Source organism: Streptomyces sp. NPDC039424 (assembly GCF_055639495.1).
This window is the reverse complement of record NZ_JBVKAI010000011.1, coordinates 216,031-233,123: the sequence shown is the minus strand read 5'-3', so window position 1 is coordinate 233,123 and position 17,093 is coordinate 216,031. Positions and strand designations below refer to the sequence as shown.

Below are 17,093 nucleotides of genomic sequence, written 5' to 3'. Positions count from 1 at the left end.
TGCCTAACGTCCCGGCCATCCAGTTGAAACCTTTCACGACGCCGTGAGGGCCGCCCCGCCGGCGTCGTCGAGGAGCCTCCATGACCCACCCGTCCGACACGGGACCGGCCCCGGTGCTGGCGCTGAAGGGTGTCTCGAAGTCCTTCGGCGCCGTACGCGCCCTGCGGGACGTCTCCCTGGAGCTGTTCCCCGGCGAGGTGCACGCCCTCGCAGGTGAGAACGGCGCGGGCAAGTCAACCCTGATCAAAACCCTTGCCGGGGTGCACCGGCCGGACGCCGGCCAGGTGCTGCTCGACGGCGAGCCCGTCGTGTTCCACGGCCCCAAAGACGCCCGCGACGCCGGTATCGCCGTGATCTACCAGGAGCCCACGCTCTTCCCCGACCTGTCGATCGCCGAGAACATCTTCATGGGCCGCCAGCCCCGCCGCGCCCTCGGCCGCATCGACCACAAGGCCACCCACGCGGCGACCGCCGCCCTGATGAAGCGGCTCGGCGTCGTCCTCGACCCCGACCGCTCGGCGCGCGGCCTGTCCATCGCCGACCAGCAGATCGTGGAGATCGCCAAGGCGCTCTCCTTCGACGCCCGGGTCCTGATCATGGACGAGCCGACGGCGGCCCTGACCGGCAGCGAGGTGGCCCGGCTCTTCGGCGTGGTGCGCACCCTGCGCGAGCAGGGCGCCGCCGTGCTGTTCATCTCGCACCGGCTGGAGGAGATCTTCCAGATCTGCGGGCGCGTCACCACGCTGCGGGACGGGGCGTGGATCGCCAGCGAGCCGCTGGAGGGCATGACCGAGGACGACCTGGTGCGCCGCATGGTGGGCCGCGACCTCGACGAGCTGTACCCCAAGCAGGACGTCACGCCCGGCGAGGTCGCGCTGTCGGTGCGCCGGCTGACCCGGGAGGGCGTCTTCACCGACGTCTCCTTCGAGGTGCGGCGCGGCGAGATCGTGGGCCTCGCCGGGCTGGTCGGCGCCGGACGCACCGAGGTCGCCCGGGCCGTCTTCGGCGTCGACCGGTGGGACGCGGGGGAGGTGGAGGTCGCCGGACGCAAGCTCACAGGCGGCGCCCCGTCCACCGCGATGGCCGCCGGGCTGGCCCTCGTCCCCGAGGACCGGCGAGCCCAGGGCCTGGTGATGGACATGTCCATCGAGCGGAACATCGGCCTGACCGGACTGCGCTCGACCGTGAGGGCCGGGCTGATGGACCGGGGCGCCGAGCGCAGCCGCTCCCTCGACTGGGCGGTGAAGCTCCAGGTGAAGTACGCCCGGATCGCCGACACCGTCTCCACCCTGTCCGGCGGCAACCAGCAGAAGGTCGTCCTCGCCAAGTGGCTGGCCACCGGACCCGAGGTGCTGATCGTCGACGAACCGACCCGTGGCATCGACGTCGGCACCAAGGCCGAGGTGCACCGGCTGCTGGGCGAACTGGCCGCCGACGGGGTGGCCGTCCTGATGATCTCCTCCGACCTGCCCGAGATCCTCGGCATGGCCGACCGCGTGCTGGTGATGCACGAGGGCCGGATCACCGCCGAGATCCCGCGCACCGACGCGACCGAGGAAACCGTGATGGCCGCAGCGACCGGGAGGGCCGCCGCATGACGGTGACCACCCCGAACCCAGCCCCTGTCGCCGAGGTACCCAAGTCCAGTGGCACCCGGCTGGTCGACCGCGTCTTCAGAATGCGCGAACTCGCCATCCTCGCCGTCTTCCTGGTGATGGTCGCCGTCACCCAGGCGGGCAACAGCGAGTTCCTGTCCGAGCAGGGCATCAAGGACCTGCTGCTCAACTCGACCATCCTGGTCCTCGTCGCCACCGGCCAGTCGCTGGTGGTCATCACCCGCAACGTCGACCTGTCGGTCGGCTCGACGCTCGGCATCAGCGCCTTCGCCGCCGGTACGTATTTGCACGACGGCGGCAACCCGGTGGTCGCCGTGGGCCTGGCCGTCCTGCTCGGCGTCGGCTGCGGGCTCCTCAACGCCCTGCTCGTCAGCCTCGGCCAGGTGCCCGCGCTGGTCGTCACCCTCGGCACGCTCTACATCATCCGGGGCGTCGACTCCATCTGGGTCGGCTCCCGCCAGATCGTCGCGTCCGACCTGTCCGGCGGGTTCGTGGACTTCGGGTCCGGCGGCATCTCGGCCGTGCCGTGGCTGGCGCTCATCGCCCTGGCCGTGCTGGTGGCGACCGCCTACTACCTCAAGCACTTCGGCAGCGGCCGCGAGCTGTACGCCCTCGGCTCCAACCCCGAGGCCGCCCGGCTCGCCGGCATCCCGGTCCGTAAGCGGATCCTCACCGCGTACACCTTCTGCGGCGGCCTGGCCGGACTGGCGGGCGCGCTGTACCTGGCCCGGTTCGGCAACGTCGACTCCAGCACCGGCAACGGCTACGAACTGACCGTCGTCAGCGCGGTCGTGGTCGGCGGCGTCGTCTTCACCGGCGGCTCCGGCAGCGTCTACGGAGCCGCACTGGGCGCGCTGCTGCTGACCTCCATCAACAGCGTGCTGCCCGCGCTCGGCGTCAGCTCGGTCTGGGTGCTCGCCATCAACGGCGTCCTGCTCCTGCTCGCCATCGCCGTCGACCGGATCGTCGCGCTGCGTCTGGCCTCCGCCCTGAAGAAGAGGAACGCCCGCCATGCCTGAGTCCTTGACGCGCGCGGTCCGTTGGGACACGGTCGTCGGCGCCCTGCTCATCGTCCTGCTGGTGCTGTCCTTCTCCTTCGTCGACGGCTTCGGCAACGCGCTCAACCTGTCGTTCCTGATCGGCAACACGCTGCCCATCGCGCTGATCGCCCTGCCGATGACCCTGCTGGTCGTCGCCGGCGAGATCGATCTGTCGGTGGCGTCCACGGCCGGGCTGTCCGGAGCGGTGATGGGCAAGCTCTGGAACGAGGGCATGGCCATCGAGACGATCATCCCGATCTGCCTGCTGCTCGGCGTGGTGTGCGGGCTGGTCAACGGCCTGCTGGTGACCCGGCTCGGGCTGCCCTCCCTCGCCGTCACCATCGGTACCCTCGCCGCCTACCGGGGCATCGCGCAGATCGTGCTCGGCGCCGACGCGGTGACCGACTTCCCCACGCAGTACCTCGACTTCGCGGCCGGCCGGGTCGGGAACAGCTTCCTGCCCCAGGCCTTCCCGCCTTTCCTGGTGCTGCTCGCGATCGCCGTGGTCGTCCTGCACGCCACCTCGTTCGGCCGGTCGCTGTTCGCGGTCGGCGCGAGCGAGGAGGCCGCCCGGTTCGCCGGGATCCGGGTGAAGCGGGCCAAGCTGATCCTGTTCACCGCCACCGGCCTCATGGCCTCCCTCACCGGCGTCTTCTGGGCCCTGCACTACGCCAGCGCCCGCTACGACAACGCCACCGGCCTCGAACTCTCCGTCGTCGCGGCCGTGCTGCTCGGCGGCATCGACTTCGACGGCGGCAAGGGCACGCTGGGCGGCGCCGTCGCCGGGGTGTTCCTGCTCGGCGCGCTGCAGAACGTGATGAGCCTGCTCAACGTCTCCGCCCAGTCGCAGATCGTCGTGACCGGTGTGCTGCTCGTCGTCTCCGTGCTCGGCCCCCGGGTCGCACGGCAGATCTCCGTCGCGAGGGCGGGCCGCGAGGCGGCTGCCTCGACGCCGGCCGCCTCGTAACCCCGCTCGCTCACCCTCGTAAAGGACCCGCCATGCGCAAGGCCACACTCCGCCGCACCTGTGCCGCCCTCGCCGCCGTCTCCTCCCTCGCCCTGGCCGCCACCGCCTGCGGCGGCACCACCAAGAGCGATGTCAAGGACGACAACGCCTCCGCCGCCACCGCGGGCAAGGCCGACCCGGGTGCCGCCACCAAGAAGGGCCTCACCGTCGGCTTCCTGCCCAAGCAGGTCAACAACCCCTACTTCACCTCCGCCGACAAGGGCGGCGAGAAGGCGCTCACCGAACTGGGCTCGAAGTACAAGGAGGTCGGTCCGTCCAGCGCCACCGACACCTCCGGGCAGGTGAGTTACGTCAACACCCTCACCCAGCAGCGGGTGAACGCGATGGCCGTCTCCGCGCAGGACCCGGGCGCCCTGTGCACCGCGCTGAAGCAGGCCATGACGAACGACATCAAGGTCGTCACCTACGACTCCGACACCAACCCCGGCTGCCGCAACGCCTTCGTGTCGCAGGCGAGCGCCGAGGACCTGGGCCGTACCGAGGTGCAGCTGCTGGCGAAGCAGATCGGCTACAAGGGCGAGATCGCGATCCTGTCCGCCGGGCAGACCGCGACGAACCAGAACACCTGGATCGGCTACATGAAGGAGGAGCTGAAGGACCCCAAGTACAAGAACATCAAGCTCGTCAAGACCGCCTACGGCAACGACGAGGCCCAGCTGTCCTTCCAGCAGACGCAGGGTCTGCTCCAGGAGTACCCGAACCTCAAGGGGATCATCTCCCCGACCACCGTCGGCATCAAGGCCGCCGCCCAGTACCTCTCCGGCTCCAAGTACAAGGGCAAGGTCAAGCTGACCGGCCTCGGCACCCCCAACGACATGCGCAAGTACGTCAAGAACGGCACCGTCGACGCCTTCGAGCTGTGGGACCCGGCCAAGCTCGGCGACCTGGCCGCCCGCACCGCCGTCGCCCTGGCCTCCGGGCAGATCACCGGCAAGGAGGGCGAGACCTTCAAGGCCGGTTCCACCACGTACACCATCGGCAAGGACGGCGTGATCACCCTCGGCAAGCCGACCGTGTTCGACGCCGAGAACATCGACCAGTTCAACTTCTAGTCCGGGGAGGTTCCGTCGATGCAGCGTGTGTGCTTCCTGCTGAAGGTCCGCGCGGACCGTCTCGACGAGTACCGCGAGCGGCACGCCGCCGTGTGGCCGGAGATGCTCCAGGCGCTTTCCGCCACCGGCTGGCACAACTACTCGCTCTTCCTGCGCGAGGACGGCCTGCTCGTCGGCTACCTGGAGACCGAGGACTTCGCCGCCGCCCAGGCCGGCATGGAGGCCACCGACGTCAACGCCCGCTGGCAGGCGGAGATGGCGCCGTTCTTCGAGTCGCTGGACGGCGCCCGGCCCGACGAAGCGATGAAACCGCTCACCGAGGTCTTCCACCTCGCCTGACTGCTTTCAGGAGCCGCACCATGAGAAGACGTACCGTGCTCTCGTCCGCCATGCTGGCCGCCATGGCAACCCCGGGCATCGCACGGGCCGCATCCCCCGGCCCCTCCGTCACCAAGAAGGGCACCACGCAACTCGACGCCCAGGCCGTCTACTTCGTCTCCTACGACGGCCTGGTCAACAACAACTCCTTCCAGAAGAACGGCCTGCTGACCTACAAGGGCCACCAGTACGCCGCCTGGTACACCGCCAGCCGCAACGCGGTGGTCGCCCGCCGGGTCCTGGGCGGCTCCACCTGGTCCACCGTCACGCTCTCCCACCAGCTCAAGAGCGACGACTCGCACAACGTCATCTCCATGGGCGTCTCGAAGACCGACGGCCGCCTGCACCTCAACATGGACTCGCACAGCGACGGCTTCTTCTACGTGAAGTCGGCCGCCGGGCTCCTGGACAACCCTGCGTCCACCGCCTGGAAGCCGTCCGTCTTCGGCGCCGTACAGCCCTCGCTGGACGGGCTCGCCCTCACCTCGCAGTTCACCTACCCGCAGTTCGTCTCCACCCCCGAGGGCAGGCTCCAGCTGAGCTACCGCGTCGGCATCTCCGGCAACGGGCGCAACGCCCTGGCCGAGTACGACGGTTCGTCCTGGAAGGCGCTGGGGGAGTGGAGCAGCTCCACCGGCACCTACACCAGCTCGCACGGCTCCTCGACGGCCCGCAACATGTACCTCCACGGCATCGACTACGACGTCAACGGCCGACTGCACGCCTTCTTCACCTGGCGCGAGCAGAACGGCGCCGTGATGTGCAGCAGCGGCGGCATCACCAACCACGACACGGGCTACGTGTACTCCACCGACCGGGGCCGCACCTGGCGCAACGACACGGGCACGGTCGTCGGCACCACGGGCACCTCCGACACGGTGGCGGTCACCGACGGCGGTCTCGTCGTCGACTCCCTCAACCCGGACCACTCCCTGATGAACCAGGAGAGCCAGGCGACCGACTCCACCGGCCTGCCGCACGCGGTCATCTCCTACGTCCCCGGCCGCTTCGGCCAGTGCACCACGAACTACGTCGCCGACCGCACTGCGAGCGGCCGGGCCTTCCACCTGCGCAAGAACTCCTCGGGCAGCTGGCAGAAGACGGAGATCCCGGTCCCGCTGAACTCCAGCCAGCGCACCAAACTGGTCCTCGACAAGTACGACAACGCCTACGCCGTCTTCCCCTACGGCCGGATCGCGGGCGCCTCCAAGGCCTCCGGACACACGGACTGGACGCTGCTGTACGACGGCGGTGACCTGGGCGCCTTCGGAGAGGTCGTGATCGACGAACCGCGGGTCAGGGCCGACAACGTGCTGTCCTTCCTGTACCAGGAGAAGTCCAGCGGTACGACCCCCTCGGCGCTGCACGTCGCCGACTTCGCCCTGCCCGCCTGACCGGTCCGGTGTGCGGTGGGACGACGGTAATGTGAAGGGCCTTCCCGCCGCCCCTCGTCCCCCTGGAGGTCTCCGCCCGATGGCCCAGTCGGTGGGTATCAAGGACGTCGCCCGCGCCGCCGGAGTCTCGGTGGGTACCGTCTCCAACGTCATCAACCGTCCGGACACGGTGGCCCTGGAGACGCGCGCCCGCGTGCAGTCCGCCATAGACCGGCTGGGCTACGTCCGCAGCGAGTCCGCCCGCCAGCTGCGCGCGGGCCGCAGCCGGATCATGGGCCTGCTCGTCCTGGACATGGGCAACCCGTTCTTCGTGGACGTCGCCCGCGGCGCCGAGCGGGCGGCACGGGAGGCCGGGCTCGGCGTGATGGTCTGCAACAGCGCGCAGAGCGCCGGCGAGGAGGCCGAGTACCTGTCCCTCTTCGCCGAGCAGCGGGTGCGCGGCGTCCTGCTCACCCCGGCGGACGCCACCGGGCGCAACATCGAGACGTTCCGGCGGCACGGCATCCCCTTCGTCCTGGTCGACCGGGTCGCCGAGGGCACCACCGAGTGCTCGGTCTCGGTCGACGACGTGGCGGGCGGCGCCCTGGCGGTGCGGCACCTGGTGGACGCCGGGCACCGCTCCCTCGCCTACGTCAGCGGCCCGCCCGGGTTCAACCAGGTCAGGGACCGCCGCACCGGCGCCCTGCACGCCCTCGCGGAGGCCGGCCTCGGCCCCGACGCCCTGCGCGAGCTGCCCACCGAACGCCTCGACGTGGCCGCCGGGCGGGACGCCGGAGCACGGCTGCTCGGCCTCGCCGACCGCCCGACCGCCGTGTTCTGCGCCAACGACCTTCTCGCCCTCGGTGTCCTGCAGGCCATGTACGCGGCCGGCGTGGTCGTCCCGGACGACCTCGCGATCGTCGGCTACGACGACATCGAGTTCGCGGCCGCCGCCGCCGTCCCGCTCACCTCCGTACGCCAGCCCGCCGTCACCATGGGCGCGCTCGCCGCCGAGCTGCTCCTGGAGGAGACGGAGGCGCAGGACGCCCCCGGGGCGCACGAGCACCGCCGGGTGGTGCTCCAGCCGGAGCTGGTGGTACGCCGCTCCAGCCTCGCCGCCCGCTGATTCCCGATTCAGTAACATTCCATGATCCCAGGGGGCGGACGGCGCACGGACATGTGCTGAACTGGGACGCGACCATCCGTCCGTCCCGGGAGATTCGTTGACCGTCAGCTACCGCCAGCCCGGCGTCGTCCTCACCGACCACCGCTTCACCGTGCCCCTGGACCACGCCGATCCGGCGGGCGAGACCATCGAGCTGTACGCCCGGGGGGTCGTCGCGAGCGACAAGGCGGACCGGGACCTGCCGTGGCTGGTCTATCTCACGGGCGGGCCCGGCTTCGGGGCGAACCGATTCATCGGCAAGCAGGCCTGGCTCGGCCGCGCCCTGGAGGACCACCGCGTCCTCCTCCTCGACCAGCGCGGCACCGGCCACTCCACGCCCGCCAACCGGCAGACGCTCCCGCTGCGCGGCGGCCCCGCCGCACAGGCCGACTACCTGAGCCTCTTCCGCGCCGACTCGATCGTCCGCGACTGCGAGCTGATCCGCCCGCGGCTGACCGGCGGCGCCCCCTGGACCGTCCTCGGCCAGAGCTTCGGCGGCTTCTGCGCGGTGACCTATCTGTCCCTGGCGCCCCAGGGCCTGAGCACCGCCGTGATCACCGGCGGCCTGCCCTCGCTGGACGCGCACGCCGACGACGTCTACCGGGCCGCCTACCCGCGCATCGAACACAAGGTCACCGCGCACTACACCCGCTACCCGCAGGACGTCGAACGTGCCCGCCGCATCGCCGACCACCTGCTGACCCACGACGTGGTCCTGCCCAGCGGCTACCGCCTCACCGTCGAGGCCTTCCAGTCCCTCGGCATCCTGCTCGGCACCAGCGACGGCAGCCACCGTCTGCACTACCTCCTGGAGCACGCCTTCGCCCGCACCCCGCACGGCTGGGAGCTGTCGGACGCCTTCCAGGAGGAGGCGCAGGGCCTGCTGTCGTACGCGAGCCACCCCCTCTACGCCCTGGTCCACGAGGCGATCTACGGCCAGGGCGACCGGCCCACCGCCTGGGCCGCCGAACGGGTGCGAGCCGAGTTCCCGCAGTTCGACGCCGCCAAGGCCCTCGCGGGCGACGCGGCGGTGCTCTTCACCGGCGAGACCGTCCACCCCTGGACCTTCGACTGCGACCCCGCCCTGCGGCCCCTGCGCGACACCGCCGAACTGCTCGCCGCCCGCACCGGCTGGCCGCCGCTGTACGACCCCGCGCGCCTGGCCGCGGCCGAGGTCCCGGTCGTCGCCGCCGTCTACCACGACGACATGTACGTCGACACCGCCCACGCGCTGCGCACGGCCCGCGCCATCCGGGGCCTGCGCACCTGGGTCACCGACGAGTTCGAACACGACGGCCTGCGGGCCGGCGCGCCCCGCGTCCTGGACCGGCTGCTGGCGATGGCCCGCGACGAGGTGTGACGCCCCGGGGCCCGCGCTGTCCGAAAGGAGTTGCCCGCTCAGCGCGGCGGAATAGTCTGCGCCCATGACCGAGCCGAAGATCACCCAGCTTCAGCCCATGCCGACCGACTGGCAGCGAGCCCTCGCCGTGGTCGCGCACCCGGACGACCTCGAGTACGGGTGCTCCGCGGCCGTCGCCGCCTGGACCGACGCCGGCCGCGAGGTCGCCTATGTCCTCGCGACCCGCGGCGAGGCGGGCATCGACACCCTCGAGCCCGCCCGGTGCGGTCCGCTGCGGGAGCGGGAACAGCGGGCGAGCGCCGCCGCGGTGGGTGTCTCGGTCGTGGAGTTCCTCGACCACAAGGACGGCGTCATCGAGTACGGCACCGCGCTGCGCCGCGACATCGCCGCCGCGATCCGCCGCCACCGGCCCGAGCTGGTGATCACCCTCAACCACCGGGACACCTGGGGCGGTGCCGCCTGGAACACGCCCGACCACGTGGCGGTGGGGCGCGCCACGCTGGACGCCGCAGGGGACGCCGGCAACCGGTGGATCTTCCCCGAACTCGCCGAGCGGGGCCTGCAGCCCTTCAACGGCGTCCGCTGGGTCGCCGTCGCCGGTTCCTCCTCGCCCACCCACGCCGTGGACGCGACGCCGGGCCTGGAGCGGGCGGTGCGGTCGCTGCTCGAACACCGCAGCTACATCGAGGCGTTGACGGACGAGGACCCGGAAACGTATGCCCGGGGGTTCCTCACCGGCAGCACCCGAGCGACCGGCGAGAGGTTCGGCGGGCGGCCTGCGGTGGCGTTCGAGGTCTTCGGCCGGTAGGCGAGCATCGACGGACAGGGGGAAGACATGACCGGCACGGAGATTCTGGCGGACCGCTTCGAGGAGCACCGCGGGCATCTGAAGGCCGTGGCCTACCGGATGCTCGGCTCGCTCACCGAGGCGGAGGACGCCGTCCAGGAGGCGTGGTTCCGGCTCGGCCGCACCGACGTGGACGAGATCAAGAACCTCGGCGGCTGGCTGACCACGGTGGTCGGCCGGGTCTGCCTCGACATGCTCCGCTCGCGCTCCGCGCGCCGCGAGGAACCGATCGAGGACATGTACGGCACCTTCGTCCCGGACCCGGTGATCCGGCCCCTGTCGGCCGTCGACCCCGAGCAGGAGGTGCTCCAGGCCGACTCGGTGGGCCTCGCCCTGCTGGTGGTGCTGGAGATGCTGGAGCCCGCCGAGCGGCTGGCGTTCGTGCTGCACGACATGTTCGCCGTGCCCTTCGACGACATCGCGCCGATCGTCGAGCGCACCCCGGCCGCGACCCGGCAGCTGGCCAGCCGGGCCCGCCGCCGGGTGCAGGGCGCCACCCCGTCCGCCGACCCCGATCTCGGGCGGCAGCGCCAGGTGCTCGACGCCTTCCTCGCGGCCTCCCGCGGCGGTGACTTCGAGGCCCTCGTCGCCCTGCTCCACCCGGACGTGGTGCTGCGCGCCGACGCGGGCGCCCTGGTGCGGGGCGCCGCCGCCTCCAAGGTGGTGCGCGGGGCGAAGGCGGTGGCCGAACAGGCGTCCCTGTTCTCCCGGTTCGCGGACTGGGCGCGGCCGGTCCTGGTCAACGGCTCGCTCGGCGTCGTCCTCGCGCCCGAGGGCCGTCCCCTGTCCGTCACCGCACTCACCGTCGCCGACGGCCGGATAACCGGCATGTACATCCTGGCCGACCCCGACCGGCTGGCCCGGCTCGGCCTGCCCGACTTCCCCGAGACGGGCCTCGACAGCGCCTCCCGGCCCACCCACGAAGGGGCCGCTCCCGCAGGTCAGTAGGCTGGACGGCATGCCAGATCAGATAACCGGCCGGCCGGAACTGCGCGGTGACTGCGCCTCGTGCTTCGGGCTGTGCTGCGTCGCGCTGCCCTTCGCCGCCTCGGCGGACTTCGCGCTCGACAAGCCGGCCGGGAAGCCCTGCCCGAACCTCCGGGGCGACCACCGCTGCGGTATCCACACCCGGCTCAGGGACAAGGGCTTCACCGGCTGCACGGTCTATGACTGCCTCGGCGCCGGCCAGAAGGTCTCCCAGGTCACCTTCGGCGGGCAGGACTGGCGCACCGGTTCCCGGGAGCACGCCCGGCGTGTGTTCGAGGTGTTCCCGGTCGTCCGGCAGCTCCATGAACTGCTCTGGTACCTCACCGAGGCGCTGACCCTGCCCGCCGCCCGCCCGGTCCACGCCGGTCTGCGCGCGGCCCTGGACGAGACCGAGCGGCTCACCCGGCAGAGTCCGGAGGAACTGCTGGCGCTGGACGTGGCCGCCCACCGGCAGGAGGTCAACGTGCTCCTGCTGCGCACCAGCGACCTGGTCCGGGCGGCCTCCGGCGGCAAGGGCGGGAAGAAGAAGGACCGCCGGGGCGCGGACCTGATGGGCGCCCGGCTGAAGGGGGCCGACCTGCGGGGCGCCAGTCTGCGCGGTGCCTACCTCATCGCCGCCGACCTCACCGGCGCCGACCTGCGCGGGGCGGACCTGATCGGCGCCGACCTGCGCGACGCCGACCTGACGGACGCCGACCTGACCGGCGCGTTCTTCCTGATCCAGCCCCAGCTCGACGCCGCCCGGGGCAGCGCCGGCACCCGGCTGCCGGAGTCAGTCACCCACCCCGCGCACTGGACAGCGCGGCCCTGACTCCGGGGCGCCCGCGTCCGGGACCGTCACCCGGTCGGGCGCGGGGCGCCGCTCCAGGCGCAGCCGCAGGCCCTCCGGCATCAGCGTGAGCCGCTCCGAGACCCTGAGCCGGTAGCCGGGGTCGGCCCGCAGGTCGTAGCGGCGCAGCAGCAGGCCGAGGACGAGCGTCGCCTCGTGCAGCGCGAACTGCCGGCCGATGCAGGCCCTCGCCCCCGTCCCGAACGGCTTGAAGACGTGCGGGGCGCGGCCCCGGGCGGCCTTCGCGTCGAACCGGTCCGGGTCGAACCGCTCGGCGCCCTGGCCCCACACCTCGGGGTCGCGGTGCAGCATCGGCAGCAGCACCAGCGCCCACGCGCCCCGGAGCATCGGATGCTCCCCGGCCAGCACGGTGTCCTGCCGGGCCTCGCGGGCGAAGGCGGGCGCGGTGGGCCACAGCCGCAGCGACTCGTCCAGCACCCGGCGCACGTATCGCAGCTTGGCGACCTGGTCGTAGCCCGGCTCCGGAGTGTCGCCCCAGACGCGGTCCACCTCGGCGCGGGCGCGGGCCGCCACCTCCGGGTGCCGGGAGAGGTAGTGCAGGGCGAAGGAGAGCGCGCCCGAGGTGGTCTCGTGGCCCGCGACCAGGAAGGTGATCACCTGGTAGCGGACGTTCTCCTGCGACAGCCGCTCCCCGGTCCGCGGATGCGCCGTCGCCAGCATCCGGCCGAGCAGATCGCCGTCCCCGCCCGCGTCCGCCCCGCGCCGGGCCCGTACGAGGTCGTCGACCGTGCGGTTGAGCAGGTTGATGTCGGCCGCGTTGCGCCGGGAGGCGCCGCGCAGCAGCAGCGGGGCCAGCGGCGCGGGCACGGTGTTCAGCCGCTGGGCGTAGGCGAGCGTGCCGATCATCGCGGTCACGAAGGGGTGGAGCCGGTCGCGCTCGAAGGAGCCGAAGTCGTGCCCGAACCCGGTCCGGGCGATCGTCTCCAGGGTCAGCCTGGTCATGTCGCCGGGCACGTCCACGGTGCGTCCGGCCGCGAGCTCCCGGTCCCAGTGGCCGGTGAGCCGCCCGGCCACGTCCAGCATCATCGGGTGGTAGCCCGCCATCGCCTCACGGCTGAAGGCGGGGGCCAGCACGTCGTGCGCCAGTTGCCAGTTGGGCTCGTGGTTGTACGCCGTGAACAGCCCGTCCCCGGCGACCGGCCGCAGATTGGCCACCCCGAGGCCGACGTGCTTGGCGAACCGGGACTCGTCCGCGAGGTCGGCCGCGAGCCGGGCGCCGGCCACGAACACGAACTCCTTGCCGAACGCCTTGCGCCGGAAGATCGGGCCGAGGCTGCGGGCGTAGCGCATCGAGTCCTGCACGGGCGTGCGCCGGTCGACGCCGAGCACATCGCCGAGCAGGGGCACCCGGTGCGGCGGACGGGGGATGCGGCGCAGCTCCGGCCAGCCCAGCTCGGCTCCGCGGAACCCTTTCGGCAGCGCGGCGGTCCCCCCGGTCGTCCGTGTGCCCGTCTCCGCCATGACGCGATCTCCCTTGATCCAGGTCACCGGTTGAGCGTGTTGTACGTGAGTTCAATAGCGCGTTCCAGTCTGGTCCGGTTGTTGAATCGGCGTCAAGTAAGGTGCCGGCATGGCCGAGGAAAAGGGCGAGCGCACCCGTCGCCGGCTCAGTACCGAGCAGCGTCGCGAGCAGTTGCTGTCGGTGGGCGCGCAGCTGTTCTCCGAGTGCCCCTACGACGACGTGTGGATCGAGCGGGTCGCCGAGATCGCCGGGGTCTCGCGCGGGCTGCTCTACCACTACTTCCCGACCAAACGGGACTTCTTCGCGGCGGTCGTGGAGCGGGAGAGCGAGCGCATGCTGCGCATGACGGAGGCCGTGCCCGGGGTGCCGGTGCGCGAGCAGCTCACCACCGGCCTCGACGCCTACCTGGAGTACGTCGAGGCCCATGCCCACGGCTATCGCGCCTTCCATCGCGCGGACGCGGCGGGCGACCAGGACGTGCGCCGGGTCTACCGGCAGGCCCTGGCCGCCCAGGAACGCCAAATCCTGGCGGCCCTCTCGGCCGACCCCGAGTTCGGCCCGCGCTTCGCCGGGCGCCCCGACCTCCGCCTGGCCGTACGCGGCTGGCTGGCCTTCACGACGGCCGTCTGCCTGGAGTGGCTGCGCGGCTCGGAGCTGTCCCGGGACCAGGTGCGGGACCTGTGCGCGCGGGCGCTGCTCGGCGTGATCGTGTGACCCGTGGTTGGCGTACCCCGCGATCTTCGATAGGTTAGGCAAGGCTTACCTAAGGAGGTTGGGATGGGTGACAGCCAGAGCATGGGCGACCGCCAGGGCGTGAATGACGGCCAGGGCCTGGACGACGGCCGGAGCTGGACCGCCGCGCCCGGCACGGCGGAACGGGCCCGCTCGGTGCTCGCCGTGGCCTGGTCCTGCACGGTGACCGCGGAGGGCGCCCGGGAGGAACTCGTCGGCGCGCACACCGTGACGGAGGACGGCCGGGTGCTGCTGCGCGTGCCCGGGGACAGCGCTCTGCACGTGGCGGCCCTCTGCGCGCCGCGCGGGGAGCCGTCCGCCGTCCTGGAGTTCGCCGATGTCGCGCCCGTTCCCGTGCGCCACCGGATCCGCTCCCGGCTCCGGCTGGCCGGCTGGTTCGCCGCCGAGGACGCCCAGCTGGCCTTCCGGCCCACCCGGGTGGTGCTGCGCCGCCCCTCGGGCGCGGTGCTCGTCGACCTCGACGAGTTCGCCGCCGCCGCACCCGACCCGCTCGCCACCGCCGAGGCCCGGCTGCTGACCCACCTCGCCGACGCCCATCCCGACGCCGTCGAACGGCTCACCCGCCTGGTCGAGCCCGGCAGCCTCCAGGCCGCGACCCGGGTGACGCCCCTCGCGGTGGACCGGCACGGACTGACGCTGCGCATCGAGCGGGCCCGCACCCACGGCGACGTACGCCTGCCCTTCCACGCGCCCGCCGACGACCTCGCCCAGCTCACCGAGCGGGTGCACGTGCTGCTGTCGCAGGCGAGCGCCGCCGGCTGCCCCCGGGCGCTACAGCGGCAGCGCGCAGACGGCGACCGGTGAGGCGAACGGCTCACCCGCGAGCCGCAGTTCACCGGAGCTCTCCGCCACATGGAAGACGCTGACCGTGCCCGACCGCTGGTTCGCGGCGAACAGCAGCCGTCCGTCGGGCGAGAACGCGATCTGCCGGGGGAAGTCCCCACCGACCGGCACGGTGTCGATGAGCCGCAGCCGCGCGCCGTCCGCCTCGACGGCGTACCGGGCGAGGCTGTCGTGGCCGCGATTGGCGAGATAGGCGTAGGCGCCGTTCGCGGTCACCAGGAACTGCGCCGGGTAGTTGGTGCCCGCGCCGGAGCCCGTGGACTGCGGCGCGCCGATCGTCAGACGGCCGGTGGCGGGGTCGTAGGCGCACACCGCGACCGTGTCGTCTGCCTCGTTGGCCAGATAGGCGTGCCGGCCGTCCGGATGGAAGGTGAGGTGGCGCGGGCCCGCGCCGGGCCGGGTGTGGGCCCGGGAGACCTCGGTGAGAGTGCCCTCGGCGTGGTCGAGGCGGTAGCTGTAGACGGTGTCGGTCCCCAGGTCGACGGCGAGGACATGCCCGCCGTCGGGGCTGGTGACGACCTGGTGCGCGTGCGGGCCCTGCTGACCCGGGCCTGGCGGCGGGCTGGAGTGGGTGACCAGGTCGGTGCGTTCGCCGAGGGCGCCTTCGGCGTCGATCGGGTGCACGGCCACGCTGCCGGACCCGTAGTTGGCGCTGAGCAGCCAGCGCCCGCCGGGATGCACGGACAGATGACACGGAGCCGCCCCGCCGGTGCTCCGGGTGCCGAGGATCCGCCGGTCGGCCAGACGCACGGCGCTCACCCCGCCGTCCGTGCGCTCGTCGACCGCGTACAGAGTGCGGCCGCTGGGATGTACGGCGAGATACGAGGGGTCGGGCACGCCGGTGAGGGTCCCGGAGCGGGTGATCCGGCCCGTCGCCGGGTCGTACGTCGCCAGGCCGATGCCCGTGCCGCCGCCCTCGGCGGAGGTGTACGTGCCCAGGTAGAGCGGACGGGGGGAGTCTTGCGGGGTCCCGCGCTCGGGCCGCGCGGTCGCCGTGCTCCCCTTCGACGCGGCGGCCGTGCTTCCCTCCGGGGCGGAGGTCGTGCTCCCCTGCGGGGGAGAGGCGTCGGCCCCGCACCCGGCCGCGGCGGGCACCACGGCGGCGACGGCGGTTCGGGCCACGGCCCCGACGAACCGGCGCCGGCTCCAGCCGCCGCGCGCCGCTTCCGCACCACTGTCCATGCCCGCACCTCAGGTCGTCGGTTGCCCCGGTCGTCACAGCCACCTTCGCCCGGACCGCACGGTGAGCGCAAAAACGGCAACGCTTGGTGCGTGGGGCGCAACGGACGGGTGCCCGCCTACCACTCACCGTCCTCGACCGGCATGCCCGGCGCGTCCTTCAGCTGCTTCACCTGGCCCGTGGAGGGCTCCTGCCAGGGCTCCAGGTCGTCGCCGAGCCAGTCGCCGACCGGTTTGACGGCCTCCAGGGCCTCGGTGGGCGCGAGGTCCTCGGCGTCCTGGTCGTAGTAGTCGTACCAGGGCAGTCCCGCCCGCGTGTACGCCGCCCGGTCCACCGGCGACGGCGGGGGCGCCTCACCCGTGATCCGCCGCCACTGCGGCGGCGTGACCAGGTGCACGAACACCCGCCCGGCCGGCTCCTTCGACCAGTCGCCCGGCGGCCGGTCGTCGCGGTAGACCTCCTGCCGCATCGAGCCGCCGACGCCGAGCCCCATGGCCGCGGTCTTCCGGGACCTGGTGGGTGCCCCACCGGGGGCGGCCGGTGCCGCCATGGGCGGCGCGGCGGCCATGGCACCGCCGTACGCCCGCATCCGCTCCGGCCTGCGGCGCCGCTCCTCGCGCCACTGGTCGAGGAGGTCGGCCCGCAGCGGGAATGACCGCAGCTGCACACCGCCCCACACCTCCTCGCCGGTGACCTGGCCCTCCACCGTCGCGCCCAGTCCCAGCGGCACGGTCACGAACTGGCGGACCGTGCCCTTGCCGGAGTTGATGCCGTCCAGCCAGGGCTGACGGGGCAGCACGAGGTAGTTCTGCGGATCACGAGAGAGCCGGTCGCTCCACGGTTCGCCCGACACCGCGCACACCTTGCCCACCCCGACTTGCAGGGCGGCCGGCTCGGAGGTGCCCGCGAAGCTCAGCCACATCGCCTCGCGCAGATACACCGGCAGCATCACACCGCCACGCGCCCGCCACTCCTCGGGCACCGCGTCCGCGTAGTCGGAGATCCGCCGGACCGGGAACTCGCCCAGCCCCGGCGGCAGCGGATGCGTACCCGACTCCGGCAGCCGCAGGGTGCGCACGAACCGCACCGCCACCCCGCCCGGCAGCCGCAGCGTGTTCCCGTCGATCGTCGCGGCCGTGCCGGTCATCCGCACGCCCCCT

At 72.5% G+C, this 17,093-nt stretch carries 16 protein-coding genes; 13 read left to right on the top strand and 3 right to left on the bottom strand.

Annotation, left to right across the window (positions count from 1 at the left end; genetic code table 11):
* Window positions 1–80 precede the first annotated feature (80 nt).
* The 11 genes from ACZ7L0_RS26560 (at window position 81) to ACZ7L0_RS26510 (ending at window position 11,656) form a co-directional block, all read left to right on the top strand.
* Entirely contained in the window at window positions 81–1,598 is a 1,518-nt protein-coding gene (locus ACZ7L0_RS26560; protein WP_471245062.1) for a sugar ABC transporter ATP-binding protein, read from the top strand.
* Entirely contained in the window at window positions 1,595–2,635 is a 1,041-nt protein-coding gene (locus ACZ7L0_RS26555) for an ABC transporter permease (protein WP_471245061.1), read from the top strand. The genes ACZ7L0_RS26560 and ACZ7L0_RS26555 overlap by 4 nt, the downstream gene beginning before the upstream one ends.
* Window positions 2,628–3,623: an ABC transporter permease gene (locus tag ACZ7L0_RS26550; protein ID WP_471245060.1), complete on the top strand. Its 996-nt coding sequence runs from the start codon at window positions 2,628–2,630 to the stop codon at window positions 3,621–3,623. Before ACZ7L0_RS26555 ends, ACZ7L0_RS26550 begins: the two co-directional genes overlap by 8 nt.
* 32 nt (window positions 3,624–3,655) lie before the next feature.
* Window positions 3,656–4,735, top strand: coding sequence for a rhamnose ABC transporter substrate-binding protein (rhaS, locus tag ACZ7L0_RS26545; protein WP_471245059.1), 1,080 nt, complete (start codon window positions 3,656–3,658; stop codon window positions 4,733–4,735).
* 18 nt (window positions 4,736–4,753) lie between these two features.
* Complete coding sequence (locus ACZ7L0_RS26540) at window positions 4,754–5,074, top strand: L-rhamnose mutarotase (protein WP_037671256.1); 321 nt, start codon at window positions 4,754–4,756, stop codon at window positions 5,072–5,074.
* Window positions 5,075–5,094: 20 nt separating this feature from the next.
* A complete protein-coding gene (locus ACZ7L0_RS26535) occupies window positions 5,095–6,507 on the top strand; it encodes a BNR repeat-containing protein (RefSeq protein ID WP_471245058.1) in 1,413 nt (470 codons plus the stop codon).
* 79 nt (window positions 6,508–6,586) lie between these two features.
* Complete coding sequence (locus ACZ7L0_RS26530; RefSeq protein ID WP_471245057.1) at window positions 6,587–7,612, top strand: LacI family DNA-binding transcriptional regulator; 1,026 nt, start codon at window positions 6,587–6,589, stop codon at window positions 7,610–7,612.
* Window positions 7,613–7,709: 97 nt separating this feature from the next.
* Window positions 7,710–9,011 (top strand): alpha/beta fold hydrolase, encoded by a 1,302-nt coding sequence (locus ACZ7L0_RS26525; protein ID WP_471245056.1) that lies wholly within the window; start codon window positions 7,710–7,712, stop codon window positions 9,009–9,011.
* A gap of 64 nt (window positions 9,012–9,075) precedes the next feature.
* Window positions 9,076–9,819 carry a PIG-L deacetylase family protein gene (locus ACZ7L0_RS26520; protein WP_471245055.1) on the top strand — a complete coding sequence of 248 codons (744 nt, stop codon included), beginning with the start codon at window positions 9,076–9,078 and terminating at the stop codon, window positions 9,817–9,819.
* A 27-nt stretch (window positions 9,820–9,846) separates the two neighbouring features.
* Window positions 9,847–10,806 carry an RNA polymerase sigma factor SigJ gene (gene sigJ / locus ACZ7L0_RS26515; protein WP_471245054.1) on the top strand — a complete coding sequence of 320 codons (960 nt, stop codon included), beginning with the start codon at window positions 9,847–9,849 and terminating at the stop codon, window positions 10,804–10,806.
* A 10-nt stretch (window positions 10,807–10,816) separates the two neighbouring features.
* The gene (locus ACZ7L0_RS26510) at window positions 10,817–11,656 is read left to right on the top strand and encodes a pentapeptide repeat-containing protein (protein WP_471245053.1); all 840 of its coding nucleotides are present in this window, start codon (window positions 10,817–10,819) and stop codon (window positions 11,654–11,656) included.
* Here ACZ7L0_RS26510 and ACZ7L0_RS26505 read toward each other — a convergent pair.
* Window positions 11,618–13,156 carry a cytochrome P450 gene (locus ACZ7L0_RS26505; RefSeq protein ID WP_471245052.1) on the bottom strand — a complete coding sequence of 513 codons (1,539 nt, stop codon included), beginning with the start codon at window positions 13,154–13,156 and terminating at the stop codon, window positions 11,618–11,620. The genes ACZ7L0_RS26510 and ACZ7L0_RS26505 overlap by 39 nt on opposite strands.
* Before the next feature lie 109 nt (window positions 13,157–13,265).
* On the opposite strand from ACZ7L0_RS26505, the gene ACZ7L0_RS26500 reads away from it, so the two are divergent.
* A complete protein-coding gene (locus ACZ7L0_RS26500) occupies window positions 13,266–13,871 on the top strand; it encodes a TetR/AcrR family transcriptional regulator (protein ID WP_471245051.1) in 606 nt (201 codons plus the stop codon).
* Between the two features lie 81 nt (window positions 13,872–13,952).
* Window positions 13,953–14,714 (top strand): DUF2470 domain-containing protein, encoded by a 762-nt coding sequence (locus ACZ7L0_RS26495; RefSeq protein ID WP_471245111.1) that lies wholly within the window; start codon window positions 13,953–13,955, stop codon window positions 14,712–14,714.
* Here ACZ7L0_RS26495 and ACZ7L0_RS26490 read toward each other — a convergent pair.
* Together ACZ7L0_RS26490 and ACZ7L0_RS26485 are read right to left on the bottom strand one after the other, a co-directional pair.
* Entirely contained in the window at window positions 14,682–15,935 is a 1,254-nt protein-coding gene (locus tag ACZ7L0_RS26490) for a lactonase family protein (RefSeq protein ID WP_471245050.1), read from the bottom strand. The two genes, ACZ7L0_RS26495 and ACZ7L0_RS26490, sit on opposite strands and share 33 nt — an antisense overlap.
* Window positions 15,936–16,051: 116 nt before the next feature.
* Window positions 16,052–17,080, bottom strand: coding sequence for a hypothetical protein (locus ACZ7L0_RS26485; protein ID WP_471245049.1), 1,029 nt, complete (start codon window positions 17,078–17,080; stop codon window positions 16,052–16,054).
* Window positions 17,081–17,093: the final 13 nt, after the last annotated feature.